Genomic DNA, 24,927 nt, shown 5'->3' with positions numbered 1-24,927 from the left:
CTGGTGCGAGGTTGATCGGGTGGTGCCGCGCAACAACCCGTCACAGGGCGATCAACGCTGCACCGGCCACCGATCTCGCACGGTGCGCGGCCACGCACCACGCCACCGGCCCCGCACGGTGCGTCCGTCAGGCCGTCAGGCGGTCAGACGGTCAGGCGGACGCGGACGCTCCCCGGCGGGACAGCACGAGGTTCACCACCGCGGCCAGCACCACGACGGCGGCGGACACGGCGGGGAACAGCATCGCGGTCGGGGTGCCGGCACGCTCCGCGACCTCGCCGACGACGGCCGACGCCAGGGACTGCCCGACGATGACCGCCGAGCCGAGGATCGTCATCGTGGTCGCCGAGCGCCCCACGGGTGACCGGTCCGACCCCAGGCTGTACTGCGCGACGAGGGTCGGGCCGACGCCGATCCCCATCACCGCGAGCACGACGGCGACCGCCACGACGGAGTCCGCCGCCGCGAAGGCGATCGTCCCGCCCAGCAGCACGACGCCGAACGCCAGCCACCGCCACCCCACGCCGAAGGCCCGTGGGAACGCTGCCGACCCGAGCGCCAGCCCGGCCGACCCGATGCCCATCAGGCCGTAGAGGAGCCCCGCCTGCGAAGCCTCGCCGTGCGTCTCCATGAACGCGGTCAGCGACGTCAGGGTCGAGCCGAAGAAGCACCCGATCCCGAGGATGCCGACGACCACGACGACCAGCCTCGGGCGCAGCAGCTGCCGTGCGGGCGCCTGCGCGACGGCCGCGTGCTGTCCGAGCACCAGGCGCCCCGTCGGGTGGAGTGCGAAGGCGGTCACGAAGACGAACGTCAGCGCCGAGGCACCCGCGACCGCGACCCACGGCGCGATCGCGCTCGCCAGGAGCCCGACGAGGAACGGGCCGATGATGAACACCGTCTCGTCGGCGGCGGACTCGTACGCCATCGTGCCGCTGAACACCCGGTCACGTCGCTCGCCCGACATGCGCTGCCGGATGATGGCGACGAGTCGGGTCCGGGACATCGGGGCGACCTGTGGTGCCGTCGCTCCGATCAGGAACGACAGCGCGAGCACCGCGAGGTCCGGTGCGGCGCTCTGCACGACGAACGGCAGCACGCCGAGCAGCACGCCGTTCGCCAGGCCGACGGGGACCAGGACCTTCCGCTGGCCGAGTCGGTCAGCGGCTGCCCCGACCATCGGGCCGAAGACCGCCGAGCCGATGCCGACGGACGCGGAGTTGATGCCGCCGAGGGCGACGGAGTCGCGCGACGCGACCACCAGCGTGAGCACGCCGACGACCATCATGGCGAAGGGGAGCCTGGCGACGAACGCGACCGGGAAGTACGACCGTCCGGCGTGGGCGATCAGGGAGACGTCTGAGGAACGGGGGTGGAGCATGTCGAGGTGTGCCTTCTCGGCCCGCGTCTGTGCGGCGGACCCATCGGGTGCCGCCGTTGTCCGTCGAGGTGCGACGGCCGGTAGATACACACTGCGTCCGTCCACGGTACCAGGGGGTTGATCTGAACATTGGTTGAGGTCGTTCACTCGCCTCATGACGATCTGGACCTGCGCGACGTGCGCGATCGAACACGCAGACACCGACGAGCCACCAGCTCGATGCGAGATCTGCTCGGACGAACGACAGTTCGTCCCGGCCGACGGACAACGGTGGACGACGAGGGAGACCCTCGAAGCGGAGGGCTTCCGCATCGTCGTCTCCGAGCTCGAGCCCGGCCTGCACGCGGTCACGACGACGCCCGCACTCGGCATCGGTCAGCGCGGGCTCCTCGTGCAGACCGAGGGCGGCAACCTGCTCTTCGAACCGCCGGGGTTCATCGACGGAGCCGGTGTCGCAGCGGTGAGCGCCCTCGGCGGCGTCGCGGTGATCGCCTCGAGCCACCCACACCTGACGGGGTCGTCGATCCAGTGGAGCCATGCCTTCGACGGGGCGCCCGTGCTCGTCGCGGCGGAGGACGAACGGTGGATCCGGCGCCCGGACCCGGTCGTCGCACTGTGGAGCGACCGGGTCGAGTTGCTCCACGGGCTGCTCATGATCCAGGCCGGCGGACACTTCGCGGGCAGCAGCGTCGTGCACTGGGCACACGGGGCCGACGGTCGGGGCGTGCTCCTCACGGGTGACACGATCGCCGTCGGGGGCGATCGGCGCTCCGCGAACGTGATGCGGAGCTTCGTGAACAACATCCCGCTGCCCGAACGGGCGGTGCGACGGATCCAGGCCACCGCGCGCGGGCTGTCGTTCGACCGGCTCTACAGCGCGTTCGGCGAGCTGCCGGCGGACGCCTCAGGCATCGTCGAGTGGTCCTTGGAGCGGTACGTCGGGTGGCTCCGCGGGGACTTCCCGGAGTGACGGGTCATCCAGGCCGCCCCGCGCATGGGAGGTCGAAACGCGCGTTGGAGGTCGGAAGTCCCGACCTCCAACGCGCGGACTGACCTTCGATGGCGAGCGTCATGGGTCAGAACGCACCCCGTGACGGACGGGAGGCCCGGTGCCAGCTGGCACCGGGCCTCCCGTCCGTCACGGGTGACGTCAGCGGTACGCGACCGTCGCGAGCGCGGCGTGCGCCACGATCACCGGCACGGCGAGGGCGTGCGGCAGGCGCGCACCCGCGCGCTCGAGCCCGGACAGCACCGACTCCACGAGCGGCGCAGGGACGACGACGGGGACTGCGGGGCGGATGATCGTGGCGGTGGCGGTCATGGTAACTCCTGCTGTGGGCGAGCACCTGATCCGGCTCGATGCACTCAACATATTGGATGTCATATTGACTGTCAAGTGCGATGTGATCCCGGGATCAGGAGACCTCGCCGGCGCGCGCTCCCGCCCACAGGTCGACGTCCGCGATGCCGACCGAGTGCTCGTCGATCGCGCGGAGCTCGTCGTCGGAGAACGTCAGGTTCCCCAGGGCCGCGACGTTGTCCTCGAGCTGCGACACCCGCGAGGCACCGATCACCAGCGACGTGACCCGCTCGTCGCGCAACGCCCACGCGAGCGCGAGCTGCGCCATCGACTGCCCGCGGGACTCGGCGACGTCGTTGAGCGCGCGGAGGTGCTCGACGACCTCGGGGGTGATGCTCGATGCGTCGAGCGACTTGCCCGCCGCGGCGCGTGAGTCGGCCGGCACCCCGTCGAGGTACTTGCCGGTCAGCAGCCCCTGCGCCAGGGCGGTGAAGCCGATGACGCCGAAGCCGAGCTCGCCCGCGGTGTCGAGCAGCCCCTCGGTCTCGATCCACCGGTTGAGCATCGAGTACGAGGGCTGGTGGATGAGCAGGGGCGTGCCGAGGTCCCGGAGGATCGCGGCAGCCTGGCGGGTGCGTTCGGCGTCGTAGGACGAGATGCCGACGTACAGCGCCTTCCCCTGCTGGACGGCGGTGTGCAGGGCGCCCATCGTCTCCTCGAGCGGGGTCGATGCGTCGAGGCGGTGCGAGTAGAAGACGTCGACGTAGTCGAGGCCCATGCGGGTCAGGGACTGGTCGAGCGATGCGAGCACGTACTTCCGTCCTCCGCCACCCTGCCCGTACGGCCCGGGCCACATGTCCCAGCCGGCCTTCGTCGAGATGACCATCTCGTCACGGTAGGGGCGGAAGTCCTCCCGCATCAGACGGCCGAAGTTGACCTCGGCGGCACCGTAGGGCGGGCCGTAGTTGTTCGCGAGGTCGTGGTGCGTGATGCCGAGGTCGAAGGCGCGGCGGCTCACTGCGCGCTGCGTCTCGAAGGGCACCTCGTCGCCGAAGTTGTGCCAGTACCCGAGCGAGAGGAGCGGCAGGTCGAGGCCGGAGTGGCCGGTGCGGCGGTACGTCATCGAGTCGTAGCGGTCGTCGCAGGCGATGTAGGTCATGCTCCGAGCCTGGCACGGGGGCCGTGCACAGGCGCGTGCGGCGGGGCCTCTGGCCGGGGCTTGGTCCGTCGGTCGTCGTCGTCCTAGGATCTCGACCATGGTGGAGATCCTGCGACCGACCGACCTGCTGACGATCGGAGAGGTCGTCGCCCGGACCGGGGTCGCCGCCAGCGCGCTGCACTTCTACGAACGCAAGGGCCTGATCCACCCGGAGCGCTCGGACGGCGGCACGCGGTTGTACCCGCGACACGTGGAACGCCGGATCGCGATCATCCAGGTGGCCAAACGCCTGGGCATCCCGCTCGCCGAGGTGGCCGAGCAGTTCCGGGCACTGCCCGAGGACCGGATGCCATCGCTCCGGGACTGGAGCCGGCTGAACGAGCGGTGGCGTGCGCGGCTGCGGGCCCGGCAGCTCGAGCTCGAGCGCCTGCAGCAGGAGATGACGCAGTGCATCGGCTGCGGGTGCGTCTCGCTCAACGCCTGCCTGGTGATGAACCCCGGCGACGCCCTCGGTGCCGAGGGGCACGGCGCCCGCCGACTGCTGCCGATCGAGGACGAGACGGCGTAGCAGCGGCGGTCCGCGCGGGTTGCGGCCCGCGCGACATCCCCGTCGTCGGACGACAGCGGCTGTGTCGTTCCGAGTCGGCTGTCCACGCTGACTCCCGAGCGCGCGACAACTCCGATGTCGTACGACAGCGGCTGTGTCGTTCCGAGTCGGCTGTCCACGCTGACTCCCGAGCGCGCGACAACTCCGATGTCGGACGACAGCGGCCATGTCGTTTCGCGTCGGCCATCCGTGGAGCGAGACGGCGTAGCAGCGGCGGTCCGCGCAGGTTGTGGCCCCGCCCGACCTCAGCGCGTGACGGGCTTCGCCGGACGCAGCCAGGGCAGCCGCGGCATGAGCAGGTCCACCCACAGCACCCGCGCCGCCGGCGCCACGGCGAGCGCCCATGCCACCGAGGCCAGGGCGTCCGTCGGGTAGTGCACCGCGTCGATCGTCACCGAGAACCACACGACGACGACCGCGACCGTGCCGAGCACCACCGCGACCCGGTGCCACCGCGTGTCGCGCAGGACCCAGCAGATCGCGATGGTGAACGCCACCATGAACACGGTGTGCCCGCTCGGGTAGCCCGGGTCCGGCTGGACCGGGAACGGGTGCGGCAGGACGGCGACGTCGGGTCGGGCGCGGTGCACGATCTCCTTGACGATCGCCGACGGCACCCAGGTGATCGCGACGACCCCGGCGAACGCCGCGGCCGGGCGCACGTTCCGCTGCACGACCCAGGTCACGGCGGTGACGACGATCGTGACGACGAGGGCGGGTGCGGGACTGATCGCGTGGTAGACCCCGTCGGTGAAGGAGCCGAGCGCACCGGTGTGCAGCGCGTTGAGGGCCCTGGCGAGCCCGATGTCGACGGTGCCGAGGAAGAACCCGACCACGGTGATGACGAGGACCGCGCCGATGCCGATCGCCAACGAGGCCAACGGGTACGGCGAGCGCACCAGGATGCCGTTCGCATCGGGCGCGCTGCGGCGGGGTCGGAGCAGGGGCGCATCACCGATGGTCATCCGTCCATCGTCCCAGCACCGCGCGGGACTAGACAGGAGGGGCACACCCACCCGCGTGAGAGGACACACATGCCCACCGTTGCCGAGAACATCGTCGCCACCCTCCGCGTGAACGACGTCCAGCGGGTCTACGGCCTGCCCGGGGACTCCCTCAACGGGTTCACCGACGCACTGCGCAAGGACGGCACGATCCGCTGGGAGCACGTCCGGCACGAGGAGGCGGCCGCGTTCGCCGCGTCGGCCGAGGCGGAGCTCACCGGAGAGCTCGCCGTCTGCGCGGGCAGCTGTGGTCCGGGGAACCTGCACCTGGTCAACGGCCTGTACGACGCGAACCGCTCGCGGGTCCCGGTCCTGGCGATCGCGGCGCACATCCCCACGACGGAGATCGGCACCGGCTACTTCCAGGAGACGCACCCGCAGGAGCTGTTCCGCGAGTGCTCCGTCTACGCCGAGTACGTCGCGGACCCGTCGCAGATGCCACGCCTGCTCGAGATCGCGATGCGCGCGGCGATCGAGCAGCGCGGGGTCGCCGTGCTCGTGATCCCCGGGGACGTGCTGCTCGCCGAGGCGAAGGACACCCGGACCACCCGCATCGAGCGCGCCACCCCGCGCGTCATCCCCTCCGAGGACGAGCTGCGCCGCACCGCCGACCTGCTCAACGGCGCGGACAAGATCACGATCCTGGCGGGCGCGGGTGTCGCGGGTGCCCACGACGAGGTCGTCGCCCTCGCCGAACGGCTGCAGGCCCCGATCGTGCACGCCCTCCGCGGCAAGGAGCACATCGAGTGGGACAACCCGTACGACGTCGGGATGACCGGGCTGCTCGGGTTCGCGTCCGGCTACCGCGCGATGGAGGACGCCGACGTCGTGCTGATGCTCGGCACGGACTTCCCCTACCCGCAGTTCTTCCCGGCGAAGGCCAAGCACGTCCAGGTGGACATCCGCGGCGAACAGCTCGGGCGTCGACACCCCGTCGACATCGGGCTCGTCGGCACCGTGAAGGACACAGCACTCGCGCTCGTCCCGCTGCTGGACGACTCGAAGCCCACCCGGCACCTGGAGGACGCTCGGAAGCACTACCGGAAGACCCGCGAGAAGCTCGACGACCTGGCCGTCCCCGCAGGGAAGCACAAGCCGCTGCACCCGCAGTACGTCACCCGCGTGCTCAACCGGCTGGCCGCCGAGGACGCGGTGTTCATCCCGGACGTCGGCTCGCCGGTCGTCTGGGCATCGCGGTACCTGACGCTGAACGGCAAGCGGCGGCTGATCGGGTCGTTCTGGCACGGCTCGATGGCGAACGCACTGCCCCAGGCGATCGGTGCGCAGACGGCGTTCCCGGACCGGCAGGTCATCGCGATGGCGGGCGACGGCGGGCTGACGATGCTGCTCGGCGAGCTCGTCACGATCGTGCAGAACAAGCTGCCGGTGAAGGTCGTCGTCTACGACAACTCGTCGCTCAACTTCGTCGAGCTCGAGATGAAGGCCGCCGGGTTCGTGAACTTCGGCACGGAACTCGTCAACCCCGACTTCGCAGCGGTCGCCGAGGCGATCGGCATCAAGGGCTTCCGCGTCGACGAGTCGGCGGACTTCGAGTCGGCCATGGCGGCGGCGTTGGCGCACGACGGCCCCGCGCTGGTGTCCGTGAAGGCCAACCGCCAGGAACTGTCGATGCCGCCGGCGGTCACGCTCGAGCAGGCCAAGGGGTTCACGCTCTACGCGATCCGCACCGTGCTGAGCGGGCGCGGTGACGAGCTGCTCGACCTGGCCGCGACCAACGCGCGGCAGCTGCTCTGACCGTCACCACCTGACGGACGGGAGGCGCGTGGCCGCGCCGCCATGAGCCTCCCGTCCGTCTCGTGGTCACCAACCGAGCGGTTCGCCGTCCTCCAGGAACGCGTCGGTCGGGCCCTCCGGGCCCGCCGAGGCGGCGGCCACCACGGTCGCGGCGCTGACCTCGACCGGGCGTCCGTGCGGGTTCGGCGCCCCGCCCAGCTCGGTCGCGGTGTACCCGGGTTCGAGCACCACGAAGCGGACCTCCGGCACGGCGCGAGCGTACTGCGACGTGAGCATCGACACCGCTGCCTTGCTCGCGCCGTAGACGATCGCGTGCACGGTGGACGCGGGCTTGGCCGGGTCGTGGGTGGCGGCGAACGAGCCGAGCGCGCTGCCGATGTTCACCACGAGCGGGGCCTCCGATCGTCGGAGGACCGGCAGGGCCGCCTCGGTGACCCGGACGATGCCGACGGCGTTCGTGTCGAACACGGCGAGTGCCTCGGGGCCGTCCAGTCCGAGCAGCGCGATGCCGGCGTTGTTGACGAGCACGTCCAGCCCGCCCTCGGCGTCGACGTGCGCCAGCGCGGCGGCGACGGAGGCGTCGTCCGTCACGTCGAGCTGCACCGCGCGGGCGCCGATAGCGTCGGCGACGGCGGTGCCGGCGGCCAGGTCGCGGGCCCCGATCCAGACGGTGTGCCCGGCGGCGACGAGCTGGCGGGCGGTTTCCTTACCGAGGCCACGGGTGGCTCCGGTCACGAGTGTCGTTGTCATGCCCGGCAGCCTGGCTCCCGCCGCTGGGTGCAGGCAGCCGCCCGGTTGTCGTAGGACTGGCAGGGCCAGGTCCGGACCGGACGCGCCGGGGCAGACTGGCCGCATGGACCACTCCGAGTTCGGCCGGACCCTCCGACGGCTGCGTGACCACGTCACCCCGTCGGCGGTGGGTGTGCCGATCGGACCGCGGCGGCGTGCGACCGGGCTGCGGCGCGAGGAGCTCGCCGGGCTCGCGGGCATCTCGGCGGACTACCTCACCCGTCTCGAGCAGGGGCGCGCGACGTCACCGTCCGCGCAGGTGGTCGAGGCGCTGGTCCGCGCGCTGCGGGTGGCCGACGCCGACCGCGAGCTGCTCTACACGCTCGCCGGGCACGCGGCGCCCGGCGCGGACGTCGTGCCCACGCGGATCCCGCCGAGCGTGCAACGGCTGCTCGACCGACTCGCGGACACGCCCGTCGCCGTCCTCGACGCGGCCGGGAACCTGCTCGTGGCGAACCCGCCGTACGACGCGCTGATGGGGCCGGTCGGTGCACTCCGCGGGCACGAGCGGAACACCGCCTGGCGCCACCTGGTCGGGCCGGGCAGCCGCGCCGTGCACTCCGCGGCCGAGCGGGCCGTGTTCGAGGAGCGGATCGTGGCGGACCTGCGCTCGACGGCGGCCCGCTTCCCGCTCGACCGGCAGCTGCGCCAGCTCGTGCGGGACCTGCGCGCAGCGAGCCCACGGTTCGTGGCGCTCTGGGAGTCCGCGGCGCCGGCGACGGGCGACGAGCCCTCGCGACAGAAGACGATCGTCCACCCGACCGTCGGTCCGATCCGGGTGGACTGCGACACGCTCGTGGTCGGGCCCGAGGACCTGCGGATCATGGCGTACACGGCCGAGCCGGGCACTCCCGACGCCGAACGGCTGGCGCTCGCGATCGTGCTCGGGACGCAGGAGCTCGTCGAGGAGCGCTGACCGGTCGGCGGCTGATCGCGGCGGCGGTGGTCGGCGGTCGGCGGCGATCGCGGTCAGGCCCCGGCGCCCCCGTCGACCGGTACGATCGCGCCGGTGACCATCGCAGCGCGGTCGCTCAGCAGCCACGCCGCGACCTCGGCGACCTCCTCCGGGCGGGCCATCCGACCGAGCGGCACCGAGGCGTTGATCTGCTCGGTGATGCCGGGCGTCGCGGCCTCCCACGCGTCGATCATCTCGGTCGCGGTCCCGCCCGGGGTGATGCCGTTCACCCGGATCTGCTCCGGCGCCCACGTCACGGCGGCGGTCTCGGTGAGGCTGTTGAGCGCCCGCTTCATCGCGCCGTAGGCCGGCAGCGCCGGGTTCGCTCGACGGCTGCCGATGCTCGACGTGTTGACGATCGCGCCACCGCCCGACCGGCGCATCAGCGCGGCCTCGGCAGTCATCGCGACCCAGTGCCCGCGGAAGTTGACGGCGAACTGCGTGTCGAGGTCCTCGTCCGAGGTGGTGTCGAGCGGACCCGGCTGCTGGATGGCGGCACCGTTGTTGAACGCCCCGTCCAGGCGACCGTGCAGTTCTTCGACCCGGGCCACCGCGGCACGGATGCTCGCCGGGTCGGCCAGGTCGAGCGCCACGGCGTCCGCGGTGCCGCCCGCGGTGCGGATCGCACGGACCACGCTGTCGAGCACGTCGGTGCTGCGTGCGGCGAGGACGATCGCAGCGCCTTCACGGGCGAACAGGTGCGCCGCGGCGGCACCGATGCCGCGACTGGCGCCGGTGATGAAGAGGACCTTGCCGGTGAGCAGGCCGATGGACGGGATGGTGTGGGTCTCGTTGGTCATGCGTCCAGCGTCGGGTCGGACACCCGCCGGCAGCCAGGTACGACCCGTACCAGGATGCGCGCGGACGGCCGGCGCAGACTCGAGCCATGGACACCACGGAACTCGCCGCCTTCCTCCGGTCCCGACGCGAGCGTCTGCGACCCGAGGACGTCGGCCTGCCGTCCGGCCCGCGGCGACGGACACCGGGGCTCCGCCGCGAGGAGGTCGCGGTCCTCGCGCACATCTCGACCGAGTACTTCGTCCGGCTCGAGCAGGGACGCGCTCCCCGGCCGTCGGCCGAGGTCCTCGCCGGCATCGCGGGTGCCCTGCGTCTGACCGCCGCCGAGTCCGAGCACCTCCACGTGCTCGCGGGGACGGCGTCACTGGACTCGGGACCGGTGGGGCGTGCGGTCCGGCCGAGCATCCTCGCCATGATCGACCGGATGCCCCAGACCGCGGCGATCGTGCTGTCGGCGACGTTCGAGGTCCTCGCCTGGAACGACCTGGCCGCGGCGCTGATGGAGGACTTCGGGGCGGTCGACCCTGACGGACGCAACCTCGCTCGGCGGGCGTTCCCGTCCGGACCGCTCCCGTCCGAGCCGCCGTACGGCATCGCGGACGGCGCCGAGTTCCAGCACCACGTGGTCATGCAGCTCCGCACGACGCTGGCACGGCACGCTGCCGACCCGACCGTCACCGCGCTGATCGACGAGCTGCGCGACGGCAACGCGGAGTTCGCTCGGCTGTGGGACCAGCACGACGTCCAGGGGGCACCGGTGCTGACGAAGACCTTCCATCACCCCGTGGTCGGGCCGGTGACGGTTGACTGCGACAGTCTGGCCCTCGTGGACCAGGACCAGTTCCTCGTCCTCTACACCGCACCCGTCGGGTCCCCGGACGCGGACGCCCTCGCGCTCCTCGGTGTGTTGGGAGCGGAGGGCGTCCTGTCCGGGGCGTGACTCAGAACGCGGGGGTGCCGCCGGCGATGGTGATCGTCGAGCCGGACTGGTAGCTCGACTCCGGGCTGACCAGGTGCACGTACGCGGCACCGAGCTCGGCGGGCTGACCCGGACGTCCGAACGGCGACTGCTCCCCGAAGTGCGCCACGGTCTCGGCATCGTCGGAGCCCGGCTGCAGCGGTGTCCACACGGGGCCCGGTGCGACGGAGTTCACGCGGATGCCCTTCGGTGCGAGCTGCTGTGCGACGGCCTCGGTGAAGAGCTTGATCGCGCCCTTCGACACGGCGTAGTCGATCTTGTCCGGCGACGGCGTCGACGCCTGGATCGACCCCGTCGTCACGATCGTGGAGCCTGGCTCCAGGTGCGGGATCGCGGCCTTGGTCAACCAGAACAGCGAGTAGATGTTCGTCTTGAACGTGGAGTCGAACATCTGGGTGTCGAGCGTCAGGATGTCCTCGTTGCTCTCCATCCGACCGGCGACCATCACCAGCGTGTCCAGCCCGCCGAGTTCGTCGACGGCCTTCTGGACCAGGTCGGTGCAGTACTGCTCGTCGGAGATGTCGCCCGGCACGAGCACCGCGCGGCGTCCCTCGGACTCGAGCAGGTCGCGGACCTCCTCCGCGTCCTCCTGCTCGTCGGGCAGGTAGGACAGCACCAGGTCGGCGCCCTCGCGGGACAGGGCGATGGCGGCGGCGCGACCGATGCCGGAGTCGGCGCCGGTGACGATGCCGCGGAACCCGGTCAGGCGCTCCTTGCCGACGTAGCTCGTCTCGCCGTGGTCGGGCTTCGGGTCCATCTTCCACGCGGCACCCGGCAGCGACTGCTCCTGCTCCGGGTACGGCGGTGCGGGGTAGAGGGAGTTCGGGTCACGCTTGTCGTACTGGCTCATGCACCCACGGTCCTCGGAGGCACACGGACGGACGCTCAGGTCCGCGCCGGACGGACGCTCAGGTCCGACGGACACGGTTCCGCGGCAGGACCGAGGTCCGCGGCGGGCACGGGGCTCAGTCCGTGGTGAACATCGTGTCGGACAGCGGCGCGTACGCCGTCCAGACGCCGCCGTCGTCGGACTCGTCGTCCTCGACGTCGACGCCCTGGTCCTCGTCGCCGTCCCGCGTGCCGAGGAGCTTCCGCGTCAGGCTCGACCGCGCCGTCAGCAGCGACTCGAGCGCGGCGGCCAGGTCCTCGTCCGCGGGTTCGGCACCGCGCATCGCCGCCCCGAGGACGCTCCGCCGCATGAGTTCCTTCGCGAACGAGCCCGTCGTGTCCTCGGCCCGCTCCGCAGCGTCGTCGATCGCCTGGTCCGAGAACGGCAAGGACCCCGCGTACCGGCGGAACAGCCGGGTGCGCTCGGGCAGTGCCGGCAGTGGGACCTCCACGGCGAGGTCGACGCGTCCGGGCCGGTCGGCCAACGCGCGCTCGAGCACGGACACGCGGTTGGTCGTCATGACGAAGGCCACGTCGGCGTCCCCGTCCAGGCCGTCGAGGGCGTCGAGCACCTCGAACAGCAGCGGCTGGGGCGAGGCGCTGCGCTCCATCGCGACGAGGTCGATGTCCTCGAGCACGACGATCGAGGGCTGGAAGGTCCGGGCGATCTCGGCGGCCGCACCGATCGCGGCGATGCTCGACCCGGTCAGCAGGACGGCGGTCACCGCCGGTGTCCGGGTCAGCAGGTGGCGGATCGTCAGCGTCTTGCCGGTTCCGGGAGGCCCGTACAGCAGGACCCCGCGCTTCAGGTGCTGGCCCGCCGCCAGCAGTGCGTCCCGCTGCTCGCCGATGCCGACGACGTGCGCGACGACCTCGTCCAGCAGGCCGTCGGGCAGCACGACGTCCCCGGCGCCGACGTCCGGTCGTCGCAGGAAGGTGGCCCCGGCATCGGAGCCGTACTCCGAGCGGGTGAAGGACAGGACCTGCCCGCGGAGCACGCTGCGCTCGATCATCAGGGTCCGCAGCCGTCCGAGGAACGCCGTCGCGCGGTCCTGGTCGGCGCACAGGACCTCGAGCGTGGCCCGAGACCGTCCGTACTCGGGCTTCGCCGCACGCTGCAGCACTGCCAGTGGGGTGCCGTCGAACGTCAGCAGCCACAGGCCGAAGGAGACGACCCGCCGGGTGGTGTCCGGCCCGCTGGCACGCGCTGCGTAGCTCACCGGACCGATGGACCACCGCGAGGCCGCGTGGGCGATGAACTCGCTCATGGAGCTGTGGAAGCGGCCGTCGTCCCCGGCGATGCCGACCAGCGCATCGGGGTCGCCGCCGCTCAGCTCCTCGAGCGCGATGTCCGCGTCGACCAGGCGGTGGTCGGCGATCTCCTCGGTCACGACGGGGACCGTCTGCGGGTCGACGCCCAGGTGGTCCCGGACGCGGAGCCCGATGGGCGTCAGCTCGGTGCGGGTCTCGCGCCCCGCGAGTTCGTTCGCGTGTTCGAGGTAGCGCGTCAGTGCGAGCATCAGGGACCGGTCGGCGTCGTCGAGCACAGCAGCATCCTGTCAGGGCCGAGGCAGCGGCCGCCATGAACGCGACCACAGGAAGGACGGGAGGCTCGTGGCGGCGCCGCCACGAGCCTTCCGTCCGGAGCCCGGTCGGATCAGACGCCGGCCGTGGACCGGATCCAGGACGCGGACTGCGCGAGCAGCGCGTAGTTCGACCCGGCGGTCGTGTTCGCACCCGGGTCCGCGCTGTCACCGGTGGAGCAGACGCCGACGACGACGCCGTTCACCAGCAGCGGACCGCCTGAGTCACCGTGGTTCGACGCGCCGGTGACGCCCGTGACGTGCTGCGCACTGCCGTTGAAGGCATCCCGGCTGGCACCCGTCAGGGACACCGTCGCCTGGTAGAGCCCGTCGGACTGCTGCGCGTTCGCCCGCAGGCCGTAGCCCTCGATCGTGCCGGTGCCGCTCGACTTCGCCGTCGCGCCGAGGTCGAGCGCCGCGTACGTCGACAGCGCGTACGAGCTGCGCAGGTGCACGAGGGCGATGTCGCCGGTCGGTGCCGCGGAGACCCGGTCGACGACGGCCGGGGTGCCGCGGTTCGCGGTGGAGTTCGAGTGGTAGACGTTCATCGCGCCGATGCCGTCGATGCAGTGGCGGGCCGTGAGCACCCACGAGGCGTTGATCTGCTCGCCCGTGCAGTTGCTGACGTAGCCCGAGGGGATCGACCCGCCCGAGGCCTCGAGCTGGACGGCCCACCCGGTCGCCGGTGCTCGGGTCCCGCCGACGACCTGTGGGCTGGCGGCGAGGGCGGAGGCCGGGGCGGCGGCGAACACACCCGTAGCGACGACGGCGGCCGCGACGAACGCGGTGGCGATGGACTTCTTCATGACGACTCCTCTGTCGGGGAAGGACCTGCCAGTTGTGTTGTGCAACTGGGCAGCATCCTGACCCCCCGTTCGGGGGAGCGCCAGTCCGCACTTGTGGGGACCGGGAAAGTCAAGCCTGGGAACTGCAAACCGTCAGCGCATCTGCTCCGAATACGCTGAGTACACACACGGTGTCCAAGCCGCCGATCAGGCGCGGCTCACCCTCACGAAAGGTCTGATGATGACCGCACACACAGCAGCCGGCCGCACCGGGTACGGCTCGACCTGGACCCAGAAGGGCGCGCTCGTCTTCGGCGTCGTGTTCCTGATCGTCGGCATCGCCGGGTTCGTCCCCGGCCTGACGATGGACATGGGCACGATGTCCGCCGCCGGTGACGGCTCGATGGCGCATCTGCTCGGCATCTTCCAGGTGTCCGTCCTGCACAACATCGTCCACCTGCTCTTCGGCATCGTCGGACTGATCGCCGCACGCTCCGGCAGTGGCGCTCGCCTGTACCTGCTCGTCGGCGGCATCGTCTACGCGGTGCTGTTCGTCTACGGCCTGTTCACCGCGAACATGACCAGCGCCGCGAACTTCGTCCCGCTCAACACCGCCGACAACGCGCTGCACGCCGTGCTGGCCGTCGCGATGATCGTGCTCGGGGTCGTCCTGCCCCGCGTCGGAGCCCGTCGCGCCTGACCCGACCGCGGTTCGCACAACCGGAAGCACCCCGCACCACGGAAGTCCGTGGCGCGGGGTGCTTCTGGTTGTGCGGGAGCGAACGGCGCCGCCGCCGCAGCAGCCACCGCGGCGCCGCCGCAGCCGCCGCAGCCGCGCTCAGTCGAGCACGCGGGCGCGCACCTGCGCCGCAGCGCCGAGCGCGACCGCGTCGGACCCGAGCAGCGCGGGCTCGACGCGGATGGTCGCCCCGGACACCGGGGGCTCGGCAGCGATCGCGTCCTGGATCGCCGGGGCCAGCAGGTCCCACGACCGTGCCACACCGCCCCCGATGACGACCGTCGTCACGTCGAGGATCCCGGCGGTGAGCAGGATGCCGCGGGCGATCCCCCACCCGGCGGTCCGGAACACCGCGGCGGCGTGGTCGTCCCCGGCGCGAGCTGCCTCGGCGATCGCGTGCACCGGCAGTCGTGTGCCGGTCAGGCCCTCGTAGCGGTCGGCCATCCCCCGGGCGGCCGCGATGGTCTCCAGGTGCCCGTACTGTCCGCAGGTGCAGCGTCCGTCGCCGAAGCCCGGCACGTGGCCGATCTCGCCGGCGGCACCGCGCGGCCCCGCGAACAGGGCGCCGTCGAGCACGAGGGCGCCGCCGACACCGGTGCCGAGGGTCATCCCGAGCACGTCACGCTCCCCCGCGACGGCTCCGGCGGCGACCTCGCCGAGCAGGAACGCGTTCACGTCGTTGTCGAGCGTCGCGGGGACGCCGAGCGCCTCGGTGACCGCTTCGGTGACGCCGTACCCGGCCCAGCCGGTGAACGAGTTGCCGGTCACCAGGACGGTCCCCGTGGCCGCGTCGACGACGCCGGCCGCGCCGATCCCGACCCCCGCCAGGGAGGCCCGGTGCGTCTCGAGCAGACCGGCCACCGCTCCGAGCGCACTCGCCACGATCGCCGCGCCGCCGGCGTGAGCGGGCGTCGGCAGGTCGATCCGGTCGACGACGTCGAGCGCGGGGGTCGCGAGCACGACCTTGGTGTTCGTCCCACCCACGTCGATGCCGGCGAGGACCCGGGTCACGAGGTCACCGCCCCGAGCGTGGCGAGCCGTTCGGTCCGTCGCTGTCGTTGCAGCACCGGATCCGGTACGGGCACCGCGGCGAGCAGGCGACGCGTGTAGTCCGTCGTCGGGTGCAACAGGGTCGTGCCGGTGGTGCCCTGCTCCTCGATCGCACCGCGGCGCATCACGACGACGCGTTCGGCGAAGTGCTGCACGACGGCCAGGTCGTGCGAGACGAACAGGCACGCGAAGCCGAGGTCGGCCTGCAGCTCGGTGAGGACCTCGAGTACGGCCTCCTGCACGCTGACGTCGAGCGCCGAGGTGGGTTCGTCGGCGACGAGCAGCCGCGGGTCGAGCACCAGCGCCCGGGCCAGGCTGACCCGCTGTCGCTGCCCGCCGGAGAGCTCACGAGGTGCCCGGGCCGCCAGCGCACGAGGCAGCCGGACGGCGTCGAGCACCTCGTCGACGCGCTGCCGACGGTCGCTCGAGGACATCCCACGGCGGTGCACGGCGAGCGGCTCAGCGATGCACTCCCCGACCGACATCCGGGCGTCGAGCGAGGCCACGGGGTCCTGCAGCACGACACCGATCCCCGAGCGCAGCGCCCGACGGTCCCGCCGGGGTGCCCGACGCAGGTCCTGCCCGAACAGGCTGACCGTGCCCGACGTCGGCGGCACCAGACCGAGGGCGACCCGGGCTGCGGTGGACTTGCCCGAGCCGGACTCCCCCACCAGGCCGACCGTCTCACCGGCGTGCACGGCGATGTCGATGCCCTGCAGGGCGTGCACCGCGCGCGCCCCGCGCCCGAACGTCACCGAGACGTCCCGCAGGTCGACCACCGGGGCCGCGTCGGGCCTCCCGGCCGGTGCGTCGGCGGCTGTGACCGGTGCGGCGTCGCGGTCCCGGAGCGCGAGCGTCTCCGGGGTGTCGAGCCGCGGCACCGCGGCGAGCAGCCGCTTCGTGTACTCGTGCTGCGGGCGGAGCAGGACGTCCTCGACGGACCCGGTCTCGACGATCGAGCCCTGGAGCATGACCGCCACCCGGTCCGCGAAGTCGGCCACGACGCCCATGTTGTGGGTGACGAGCAGCACGCCCGTGCCGCTGTCGACGGCGAGCGCGCGGAGCAGCTCGAGGATCTCGGCCTGCACCGTGACGTCGAGCGCGGTCGTGGGCTCGTCGGCGATGAGCAGCGCCGGGCTGTTGGCGATCGCCATCGCGATGACGACGCGCTGCCGCTGCCCGCCGGAGAGCTGGAACGGGAACGCCTTCGCGCGCTGCTCCGGGTCGGGGATGCCGACCTTCGCGAGGAGTGCCACGGCCTCGGCCTGTGCTGCCGCTGCCGAGACCTGCCGGTGGTTGCGGACGACCTCGGCGATCTGGGCGCCGACGCGGGTGAGCGGGTCGAGCGCGGTGGCAGGCTCCTGGAACACCATCGACACCGTGCTGCCACGCAGGCGGCGCAGCTCGGGTTCCCCGGCGCCGATGACCTGGTGGCCGGCGACCTCGGCGCTGCCCGTGACCGTCGCGTTGCCGGAGAGCAGCCCCATCGCGGCGAGCGCCACCGTGGACTTGCCCGAGCCGGACTCGCCGACGAGCGCGAGCGTCTCGCCCGGCGCCACGTGGAGCGCGACCCCGTGCACGGCGTCGACCGTGCCGGACTCGGTGCTGAACGCGACCCCGAGGTCGGTCATCCGGAGGATCTGGTCGGCGGTCATCCGCGGCCCCTCACGTCGAAGGCGTCCCGGAGCCCGTCGCCCACCGCGTTGAACGCGCAGACGACCAGGATCACGGCGAGACCCGGTGGCACGATCAGCCACCACCGTCCCGAGTACGCGGCGGTGAGTCCCGCCGAGAGCATCCCGCCCCAGTCCGTCGCGGGCGGCTGCACCCCGAGACCGAGGTACGACACGTAGGCGACGAGCAGGATCGCGTCGGCGACCTGGAACGTCGCCGCGACCACGATCGTCGAGACCGAGTTCGGCAGCAGGTGCTTGCCGATCGCGCGGGCGTGGGACCCGCCGATCGCGCGGAGCGTCAGGACGTAGTCGCGGTTCTTCAGCGTCAGGGTCTCGGCGCGGATGAGTCGCGAGGGCACGAGCCACGACACGAGTCCGAGGATCACGATGAGCCCGGCGACGCCCGGCGTGGTGATCGCCGAGATGACGAGCAGGATGAACAGTGCGGGGATCGCGATGCCGGCGTCCACGATGCGCATCATGACGGCGTCGACCCAGCCGCCGACGTACCCGGCGACCGAGCCCCACAGCGTGCCGACCACCGTCGCGAGCACCCCGGCGGCGATGCCGACCAGGAGCGAGACCTTGCCGCCGTACATCAGGCGGCCGAGGACGTCGTGCCCGACGGCGTCGGTGCCGAGCAGGTGGGCGGCGCTCGGCCCGCGGTTGGCCTGTTCGAGCAGCGTGTGGGTCTGGTCGGTCGGGTACACCAACGGCCCGACGAAGCAGAACAGCACGATGACGACGATGACGACGAGGCCGATCACCGCGAGTCGGTTGTGCCGGAAGCGGCGGGCGGCCAGGCGGAACCCGGTGGCCGCGACGGGCGCGACGCCGCCGCCGGTGCTGCCGGGTGCTTCGGGAGCGAGCTGGACGGTCATGCGCGACCTGCCTTCACACGGGGATCGATCAGGGACTGCGCGACGTCGGCCAGCAGCGTGCCGATGACCGTCGCGACCGAGATGACGAGGACGCAGCCGAGCAGCGTCGGGTAGTCCGAGGACTGCGCCGCGTTCCAGAACAGCAGGCCCATCCCGGGGTAGTTGAAGAGCTGCTCGGTGACGAGCGCGCCGCCGAACAGCACCGGCAGGTAGTACCCGAGCATCGCGACCACGGGCGTCAGCGAGTTCCGGAACACGTGGCGCCGCAGGATCGTCGCCGTCGACGCCCCACCGGCGCGGGCGGTGCGGACGTAGTCCTCCTGCAGGTTCTCCAGCGTCGCGGCCCGCATGTACCGGCTGAACACGGCGATCATCGCGAGCGCCCCGGTCAGCACGGGCAGCACGAGTCCGGCGGGGTCCGCGAAGACCTCGGCCAGGGTGTTCCCGTTCGGCGCCTGGGACGGCAGCCAGGGCAGCTGCTGACTGAAGACGACGATCAGGATGAGCCCGAGGAAGAACGCCGGCGTCGAGTAGAAGACGAACGCCAGGGCCGTGACCGTGTAGTCCACCGCGCCGTTGCGACGGGCCGCCTGCCACATGCCGACCGGGATCGCGATGACCAGACCGAGCACCGCGGACAGGCCGGTGAGCACGAGGGTCTTCGGCAGGCGCTCGCGGATGAGCTGCGCGACCGGTTCGTTGAGCGTGTACGAGGTGCCGAGGTCGCCGCTGAGCAGCCGCCCGAGGAACCGGAGGTACTGGATCGGCAGCGCCTGGTCGAGCCCTTGCGCCTGGTTGAACGCGGCGATCTGCGGGGGCGTCGCGGAGACGCCGAGCACGCCGCGGGCGGGTCCGCCCGGCAGGGCGTGCAGCAGGCAGAACACGACGATCGTGACGATGAAGACCACCGCGAGTGCCTGGAGCACCCGCCTGGTGAGGTAGAGGACTGTGGTCATGCGGCTTCCGTCATCGGGATGGATGGTGAGGACCCGGGAGGCGCGGTGCGGGTCGGACCCGCACCGCGCCTCCAGGCCGTGGTCGCGTCAGCGACCTACTTGCTCCACTTCCACTGGGCCGGGTGGAAGTTGGCCAGCGAGTCCTGGTCGAACCCGGTCAGGCCCTGCTTGACCACCGAGATCTGGTAGTCCGGGCTCGGCAGCCAGATCACCGGCAGGTCCTTCGCGACCGCGGCGCTGTAGTCCTGCACCGCTGCGGCGTCGGTCGAGGTGGTCGTCGCGTTGATGAGCCCGTCGACCTCCTTGTTCGAGTAGCTGCCGAAGTTCGCCGAACCGCCGGTCTGGAAGAGCGACTCACCGGTCGGGTACGCCGGGAAGTACCAGCTGCCCGCCGTGCCGAAGAAGGACAGGTCCCAGTCGCAGCTGGCCTCGTCGCTCGTGCAGGTCGGGGTCTGCGACAGCACGCTCGACACCGGGGCCGTCTTGATGGTGAAGCCGATGCCGGTCTTCTGCAGCGACGACTGGATGGCGCTCATCATGTTGTCGGTGACGGTCGAGCCGGACTGCGACAGGACCGACATCGTGAACTTCGTGCCCGCCGCGACGCCCTCGCCGCACTGGCTGTCGCCGGAACCAGCGTCCGAGCAGACCATCGTGCCGCCCTTCTCGGTCCAGCCGTGGCTGGTGAGCAGGGCCTTGGCCTTCGACGTGCTGAACGGGTACGGGTTGTCCTTCTGCGTGCTCGACACGTAGTCGGACGCCTGGGCCTGCGGGATCGGCCCGTAGGTCGAGGTCGCGGTGCCGTTGAAGACGACCTTGGACAGGCTGGTCTGGTCGATCGACATCTGGACGGCCTGGCGGGCGTACAGCTGCTTGAAGACGGCACCCATCGTGGGGTTGTTGAAGTTGTACGGCATGTACGTGATGGCCCACCCGGTCCACGGCTTCACGTCGTAGCCCTTCGACGTGAAGGAGTCCTTCTGGTCGAGGTCGGTCGCGTTGATGTAGCCGTAGTCGACCGCGCCCGAACGAACCGCGTTGGTCTCGGCGTCGGTGGTCGTGTAGGGCAGCAGGTTCACCGTCGTGATCGACGGCTTCTCGCCGCCGTCGTACTGCTTGTTCGCGGTGAGCTGCACCTTGCCGGCCGTGGTGAACGACGTCACGCCGTACGGGCCGGAGATGGTCTTCCACAGGTCGTCACTGGCGTAGTCGGAGATCTTGCCCGCGGCGGTGTTGAGGTACTTCCACACGGCCTTGGCGCCGTCGGTGGTCCGGTCGGCGTCGGTGACCTTCGCGCTCGCACCCGTCTTGTCCCAGGCGTGCTGCGGCAGCGGGATGATGTGGCTCAGCTGGTTCGCGAGCATCCAGTCGCTGTTGTACGCCTTGTCGAAGGTGATCGTGAAGTGCGTGTCGTCGACGGCCGTGAACGAGGTCCAGTTGTCCGGCGCCTTGCCCTCGGAGTACGAGCCCCACTGGTCCTTGTTCGCCTTGATCAGGTTGAACCAGAACTCGACGTCGCGGCTGGTGATCGGCTTGCCGTCCGACCAGTGCCGGTCACCCAGGGTCATCGTGACGCTGGTGCCGTCGCTGGCGAAGTCCGCGGCCGTGGCGACCGAGCCGGCCTTGTTCCAGGCGATCTTGCCGGTCGAGCCGTCGTAGGCCACGAGGGGCTCGTAGAGCGACTGGGCGATGGAGCCGTTGTTCGTGTTGAGGTGCGCGGCGGTGCCGATCGGCAGGAGCCAGTTCGGTGTGAAGTTCGCCGGCAGCGCGTAGTTGATCGTGTCGGACTTCGTGCTCGTGGTGGCGGAACCGCCTCCGGAACAACCGGCGAGCAGGGCACTCACCGCGAGGGCTGCTCCGGTGAGCAGTGCCCAGCGACGGGGCTTCATCATGGGGACTCCTTGTGCAAGGGATGTCGGGATGTGCACAGTCAATGGCCGAAGTGATCGAAAAAACAAACGTTCTCGTGTAAATAGTCTGTTTCTGCCGATCGGGCGAAACAGACCACGGCGCCCGAGGCCCTACGTTGGGCTGTAGGCGGCCGATCTGGTCGTGCTTCGTGCGTGATTGGAGAAAGTCGTGGCCGACCTCAGTTCCCGGGTCCTGGAGCTCATCGCCACCGGCCAGGCGTCCAGCCGCACCGAGATCGCCCAGCTCCTCGGCGCGGCACCGTCGACCGTCTCGCACGTGGTCGCACAGCTCCTCGAGCACGGGATCCTGGCCGAGGAGGGCACCGACGTGTCCACCGGGGGTCGCCCCCGCAAGGTGCTGCGGATCGGCGGCGTGGACGAGTACGCGGTCGCCGCGGACGTCGGCGGCGGGCACGCGCGCATCGGCATCGTCCTGCCGGGAGGCTCGCTCGAGTCGGTCGCGGACGTCCCGTTCGCGCTCTCCGACGGTCCGACCGCCGGGCTGACGCGCCTGGCGGCCCTGCTGTCGGACCTGGTCGAGTCGCGCGGTGCCGACGGACTGCGTGGCGTGGGCCTGAGCCTGCCCGGACCCGTCGACGTCGAGGCCGGCGTCGTCGACCTGCCGAGCCGGATGCCCGGGTGGAACGGCTTCCGGGTCGCGGCGTGGCTCGAGGAGCGGTTCGGGGTGCCCGCCGCGGTCGACAACGACGCGAACTGCATGGCCGCCGGCGAGCAGACCGTGCAGGACCCGGCCCGACGCCAGGCGATCACGATCAAGGCCGGGTCGGCGATCGGTGCGGGCATCGTGATCGACGGTCGGCTGTACCGCGGATCGACCGGGGCGGCCGGGGACATCACCCACGTGCGCATCGACGCGGCCGGGGACACCCCGTGCTCGTGCGGCAACACCGGGTGCCTGGAGACCGTGGCGTCCGGGGCTGCCCTCGTCCGGATCCTCTCGACCGCCGGCGCGCCCGTCGCCTCGACCGCCGACGTCGTCCGGCTGGCCTCCGACGCCGACCCCGAGGCCACCCGTGCGGTCCGGCTGGCCGGCCGGTACCTCGGTGAGGTGCTGGCCGCCAACGTGAACTTCTTCAACCCCGACGCCGTGTACCTCGGCGGCATCCTCTCGACCCTCGACCCGTTCGTCGCGGCCGTGCGGAGTCAGCTCTACGAGAGCTGCCACCCGCTCATGACCGAACACCTCGCCATCGAGCGCGTCTCGCTCGGGGCGGACGCGGGTCTCGTCGGTGCCGGGCAGTTCGCCCTGCAGCGTGGCCTGGCGGCGTCGTTGCAGGAGCGCTCGGCACCGATACCCCAGTCGACCACCAGGAACAGGAGCGTCCGTGTCTGACACGACCACCACCACCGCCCGTCGCCCGGTCATCGCCATCGCCGGACTGGCGATCGAGACCTCGACGTTCACGCCGACCCGGACACTGGCGCCGGCGTTCCACCCGGACCGCGGCGACGAGGTCGTGGCGCGCTACCCGTTCCTGGCATCGCTCGAGGCGGACTTCCGTGGGGCACTCATCGGGCACGCGCTGCCCGGCGGGATCGTCGCGCGGGACGCCTACGAGTCGCTCGCGTCCGAGATCGTGTCGCGCCTGACCGACATCGGCCCCGTCGACGGCCTCTGGTACGACATCCACGGGGCGATGGTCGTCGAGGGCCTGGACGACGCCGAGACCGACCTGCTCGGCCGCATCCGCGCCGTCGTCGGGCCGGACGTCATCGTGTCGGCGTCGATGGACCTGCACGGCAACGTCACCGCCGAGCTCGCGCACCAGGTCGACCTGGTCACCTGCTACCGGATGGCCCCGCACGAGGACGCGACGGAGACGAAGGAGCGTGCCGTCCGGAACCTGGTCGACGTGCTCACCACCCGTCCGGTCGGGTCGCAGCGCCCGGTCAAGGCGTGGGTGCCGATCCCGGTGCTGCTGCCCGGCGAGCAGACCTCGACGCGCATCGAGCCCGCGGCGTCGCTGTACGCCCAGGTGCCGGCGGTCGAGGCCACCGACGGCGTGCTCGACGCGGCGATCTGGGTCGGGTACGCCTGGGCCGACCAACCCCGCGACCGTGCCGTCACCGTCGTGACCGGCTGGGACCGGGACGCCGTGGCAGCCGGTGCCGAGCGACTGGCCCGCGCGTTCTGGGACGTCCGCGAGGACTTCGTCTTCGTCGCACCGACGGGCTCCTTCGACGCGTGCCTGGCCGCTGCGCTCGCACCCGGTGCCGCGCGACCGTACTTCGTCTCGGACTCGGGGGACAACCCGACCGCCGGCGGGTCCGGCGACATGACGTGGGGGCTCACGCAGGTGCTGGCGCACCCGGCGTTCGCCGACCCCGCGGGACCGACGCTCATCTACGCGAGCGTGCCCGGACCCGAGGCCGTCGCCACCGCCGTCGCGGCCGGGGTCGGTGCGACCGTCACCGTCACGGCCGGTGCCGCGGTCGACGACCTGCACGCCGGACCGATCACCATGACCGGACGGGTGCACGCGGTCAAGCAAGGAGACCGGGACGCCGAGACCGAGGTCGTGCTGCAGGTCGGCAGCGTGTTCGCGATCCTGACGAAGCTGCGGAAGCCCTACCACCACGAGCACGACTTCACCGACCTCGACCTCCGCCCGCGCGAGGCCGACGTGGTCGTCGTGAAGATCGGGTACCTCGAGCCGGAGCTGTTCGACATGGCCGCGGACTGGATGCTCGCGCTGACGCCCGGCGGGGTCGACCAGGACCTCGAGCGCCTGGGCCACCACCGGATCGTGCGCCCGGTGTTCCCGTACGATCGGGAGTTCGACACGGCGCCCGACCTCGGCGCCCGGATCATCCCGCCGTCGAACGAACCGCTCGGAGTCGTCCTGTGACCGTCGCGCTCGAGATCGCCGTGACCTCGCCCGCCGGAGCCGTCGTCGCCCGGGACGGCGGGGCCGACCGGGTGGAGCTCTGCGTCGGGCTGGAACTCGGCGGGCTCACCCCGTCGCAGGCCCTCGTCGAGGCCACCCACGAGACCGGCATCCCGGCGCACGCGCTCGTCCGCTGCCGTCCGGGTGGTTTCGTGCACGACGCCGACGAGGTCGACCTCATGGTGCGCGAGGTGACCTCGGTCCTCCGCTCCGGTGCCGCCGGTGTCGTGGTGGGGGCCCTCCGACCGGACCGCACGCTCGACGTCGACGCCCTCCGGCGCTTCGTGGACGCCGCACGCTCCGTCCGGGCCACCGCCGAGGTCACCCTGCACCGGGCCGTCGACCACGCCGTCGACCCCGTCGCCGCGGTCGCCCTGCTCGCCGACCTCGGGTTCACCCGCGTGTTGACCTCGGGCGGCGCCACGACGGCAGCTGCCGGTGCGGCGACGATCAGCCGCATGGTGTCGGCCGCCGGCCCCGTCCAGGTGATGTCCGGGGCCGGGGTCACCCCGTACGACGTGCCCGCACTCGTCGGGACCGGCGTCGCCGCGGTGCACCTGTCGGCCAAGCGCTCGGCCGGGTCCGCGCACGAGGGGGTCCCGATGGGCACCGGCGACGACGGCTCGGCGCACTTCGTCACCGACGCCTCGGTCGTCGCCGCGGCACGCGCAGCGCTCGACGCCTGACGCGTGCGGCGGGATCGCACCCCGTGACGGACATCGCACCCCGGTGCACCGGGGTGCGATGTCCGCAGCGGGGTGCGAACGCCTGCACCGCACCGCGTCGCGACCGGACCACACGCAGGACGGGAGGCCCGGTGCCA

23 protein-coding genes are annotated in these 24,927 nt (G+C 71.8%); 9 read left to right on the top strand and 14 right to left on the bottom strand.

The annotated features are described in order from the left end of the window. Positions 1-151 precede the first annotated feature (151 nt). Positions 152-1,381, bottom strand: a complete 1,230-nt coding sequence (locus BIU90_RS17400; RefSeq protein WP_071301432.1) for an MFS transporter — start codon at positions 1,379-1,381, stop codon at positions 152-154. 154 nt (positions 1,382-1,535) lie between these two features. Between BIU90_RS17400 and BIU90_RS17395 the strand changes: the two genes are divergently transcribed. Continuing rightward, positions 1,536-2,351 (top strand): hydrolase, encoded by an 816-nt coding sequence (locus tag BIU90_RS17395; protein WP_071301431.1) that lies wholly within the window; start codon positions 1,536-1,538, stop codon positions 2,349-2,351. A 180-nt stretch (positions 2,352-2,531) separates the two neighbouring features. Here BIU90_RS17395 and BIU90_RS18855 read toward each other — a convergent pair whose 3' ends face one another. Together BIU90_RS18855 and mgrA are read right to left on the bottom strand one after the other, a co-directional pair. Beyond that, positions 2,532-2,702, bottom strand: coding sequence for a hypothetical protein (locus tag BIU90_RS18855; RefSeq protein WP_175470252.1), 171 nt, complete (start codon positions 2,700-2,702; stop codon positions 2,532-2,534). A 94-nt stretch (positions 2,703-2,796) separates the two neighbouring features. Continuing rightward, positions 2,797-3,840: an L-glyceraldehyde 3-phosphate reductase gene (mgrA, locus tag BIU90_RS17390; protein ID WP_071301430.1), complete on the bottom strand. Its 1,044-nt coding sequence runs from the start codon at positions 3,838-3,840 to the stop codon at positions 2,797-2,799. 97 nt (positions 3,841-3,937) lie between these two features. On the opposite strand from mgrA, the gene soxR reads away from it, so the two are divergent. Then, entirely contained in the window at positions 3,938-4,408 is a 471-nt protein-coding gene (gene soxR, locus BIU90_RS17385; protein ID WP_071301429.1) for a redox-sensitive transcriptional activator SoxR, read from the top strand. A gap of 284 nt (positions 4,409-4,692) precedes the next feature. On the opposite strand, the gene BIU90_RS17380 is transcribed toward soxR, so the two are convergent. Continuing rightward, positions 4,693-5,412, bottom strand: a complete 720-nt coding sequence (locus tag BIU90_RS17380) for a phosphatase PAP2 family protein (protein WP_071301428.1) — start codon at positions 5,410-5,412, stop codon at positions 4,693-4,695. A 69-nt stretch (positions 5,413-5,481) separates the two neighbouring features. Here BIU90_RS17380 and poxB point away from each other — a divergent pair, with 69 nt between their 5' ends. After that, on the top strand, positions 5,482-7,206 hold the full coding sequence (gene poxB, locus BIU90_RS17375) for a ubiquinone-dependent pyruvate dehydrogenase (RefSeq protein WP_071301427.1): 1,725 nt from the start codon (positions 5,482-5,484) through the stop codon (positions 7,204-7,206). Between the two features lie 66 nt (positions 7,207-7,272). On the opposite strand, the gene BIU90_RS17370 is transcribed toward poxB, so the two are convergent. Continuing rightward, positions 7,273-7,956: an SDR family NAD(P)-dependent oxidoreductase gene (locus BIU90_RS17370; protein WP_071301426.1), complete on the bottom strand. Its 684-nt coding sequence runs from the start codon at positions 7,954-7,956 to the stop codon at positions 7,273-7,275. Positions 7,957-8,059: 103 nt separating this feature from the next. On the opposite strand from BIU90_RS17370, the gene BIU90_RS17365 reads away from it, so the two are divergent. Next, positions 8,060-8,911, top strand: a complete 852-nt coding sequence (locus tag BIU90_RS17365; protein ID WP_071301425.1) for a helix-turn-helix transcriptional regulator — start codon at positions 8,060-8,062, stop codon at positions 8,909-8,911. A gap of 53 nt (positions 8,912-8,964) precedes the next feature. Here the strand turns inward: BIU90_RS17365 and BIU90_RS17360 are convergent, their stop codons facing one another. Next, entirely contained in the window at positions 8,965-9,750 is a 786-nt protein-coding gene (locus tag BIU90_RS17360; protein ID WP_071301424.1) for an SDR family NAD(P)-dependent oxidoreductase, read from the bottom strand. Between the two features lie 86 nt (positions 9,751-9,836). Here BIU90_RS17360 and BIU90_RS17355 point away from each other — a divergent pair, with 86 nt between their 5' ends. Then, positions 9,837-10,688: a helix-turn-helix transcriptional regulator gene (locus BIU90_RS17355; protein ID WP_071301423.1), complete on the top strand. Its 852-nt coding sequence runs from the start codon at positions 9,837-9,839 to the stop codon at positions 10,686-10,688. 1 nt (position 10,689) lies between these two features. On the opposite strand, the gene BIU90_RS17350 is transcribed toward BIU90_RS17355, so the two are convergent. The 3 genes from BIU90_RS17350 to BIU90_RS17340 form a co-directional block, all read right to left on the bottom strand. Continuing rightward, entirely contained in the window at positions 10,690-11,577 is an 888-nt protein-coding gene (locus BIU90_RS17350) for an SDR family oxidoreductase (RefSeq protein WP_071301422.1), read from the bottom strand. A 115-nt stretch (positions 11,578-11,692) separates the two neighbouring features. After that, complete coding sequence (locus BIU90_RS17345) at positions 11,693-13,162, bottom strand: ATP-binding protein (protein ID WP_083404060.1); 1,470 nt, start codon at positions 13,160-13,162, stop codon at positions 11,693-11,695. 110 nt (positions 13,163-13,272) lie between these two features. Then, a complete protein-coding gene (locus BIU90_RS17340; RefSeq protein WP_071301421.1) occupies positions 13,273-14,004 on the bottom strand; it encodes a trypsin-like serine protease in 732 nt (243 codons plus the stop codon). A gap of 220 nt (positions 14,005-14,224) precedes the next feature. Here BIU90_RS17340 and BIU90_RS17335 point away from each other — a divergent pair, with 220 nt between their 5' ends. Beyond that, positions 14,225-14,683: a DUF4383 domain-containing protein gene (locus BIU90_RS17335; RefSeq protein ID WP_071301527.1), complete on the top strand. Its 459-nt coding sequence runs from the start codon at positions 14,225-14,227 to the stop codon at positions 14,681-14,683. Between the two features lie 138 nt (positions 14,684-14,821). On the opposite strand, the gene BIU90_RS17330 is transcribed toward BIU90_RS17335, so the two are convergent. The 5 genes from BIU90_RS17330 to BIU90_RS17310 all read right to left on the bottom strand — a co-directional run bounded on the left by BIU90_RS17330 (position 14,822) and on the right by BIU90_RS17310 (position 21,177). Next, complete coding sequence (locus BIU90_RS17330; RefSeq protein WP_071301420.1) at positions 14,822-15,733, bottom strand: ROK family protein; 912 nt, start codon at positions 15,731-15,733, stop codon at positions 14,822-14,824. Beyond that, positions 15,730-17,427 (bottom strand): ABC transporter ATP-binding protein, encoded by a 1,698-nt coding sequence (locus BIU90_RS17325; protein WP_071301419.1) that lies wholly within the window; start codon positions 17,425-17,427, stop codon positions 15,730-15,732. Before BIU90_RS17325 ends, BIU90_RS17330 begins: the two co-directional genes overlap by 4 nt. Then, entirely contained in the window at positions 17,424-18,329 is a 906-nt protein-coding gene (locus BIU90_RS17320; RefSeq protein ID WP_071301418.1) for an ABC transporter permease, read from the bottom strand. Before BIU90_RS17320 ends, BIU90_RS17325 begins: the two co-directional genes overlap by 4 nt. Continuing rightward, on the bottom strand, positions 18,326-19,285 hold the full coding sequence (locus BIU90_RS17315) for an ABC transporter permease (RefSeq protein ID WP_071301417.1): 960 nt from the start codon (positions 19,283-19,285) through the stop codon (positions 18,326-18,328). The genes BIU90_RS17320 and BIU90_RS17315 overlap by 4 nt, the downstream gene beginning before the upstream one ends. A gap of 95 nt (positions 19,286-19,380) precedes the next feature. Then, positions 19,381-21,177 (bottom strand): peptide ABC transporter substrate-binding protein, encoded by a 1,797-nt coding sequence (locus BIU90_RS17310; RefSeq protein ID WP_071301416.1) that lies wholly within the window; start codon positions 21,175-21,177, stop codon positions 19,381-19,383. 187 nt (positions 21,178-21,364) lie between these two features. Between BIU90_RS17310 and BIU90_RS17305 the strand changes: the two genes are divergently transcribed. The 3 genes from BIU90_RS17305 to BIU90_RS17295 are packed head-to-tail and all read left to right on the top strand — an operon-like array spanning position 21,365 to position 24,790. Continuing rightward, positions 21,365-22,549, top strand: a complete 1,185-nt coding sequence (locus BIU90_RS17305) for an ROK family protein (RefSeq protein WP_083404059.1) — start codon at positions 21,365-21,367, stop codon at positions 22,547-22,549. Then, a complete protein-coding gene (locus BIU90_RS17300; RefSeq protein WP_071301414.1) occupies positions 22,542-24,065 on the top strand; it encodes a M81 family metallopeptidase in 1,524 nt (507 codons plus the stop codon). The genes BIU90_RS17305 and BIU90_RS17300 overlap by 8 nt, the downstream gene beginning before the upstream one ends. Continuing rightward, a complete protein-coding gene (locus BIU90_RS17295) occupies positions 24,062-24,790 on the top strand; it encodes a copper homeostasis protein CutC (protein ID WP_071301413.1) in 729 nt (242 codons plus the stop codon). Before BIU90_RS17300 ends, BIU90_RS17295 begins: the two co-directional genes overlap by 4 nt. Positions 24,791-24,927 lie beyond the last annotated feature (137 nt).

Source organism: Curtobacterium sp. MCBA15_001, assembly GCF_001864835.1.
GTDB lineage: Bacteria > Actinomycetota > Actinomycetes > Actinomycetales > Microbacteriaceae > Curtobacterium.
Note: the sequence above shows the minus strand (reverse complement) of the source record. Positions and strands in the feature narration are given on the sequence as shown.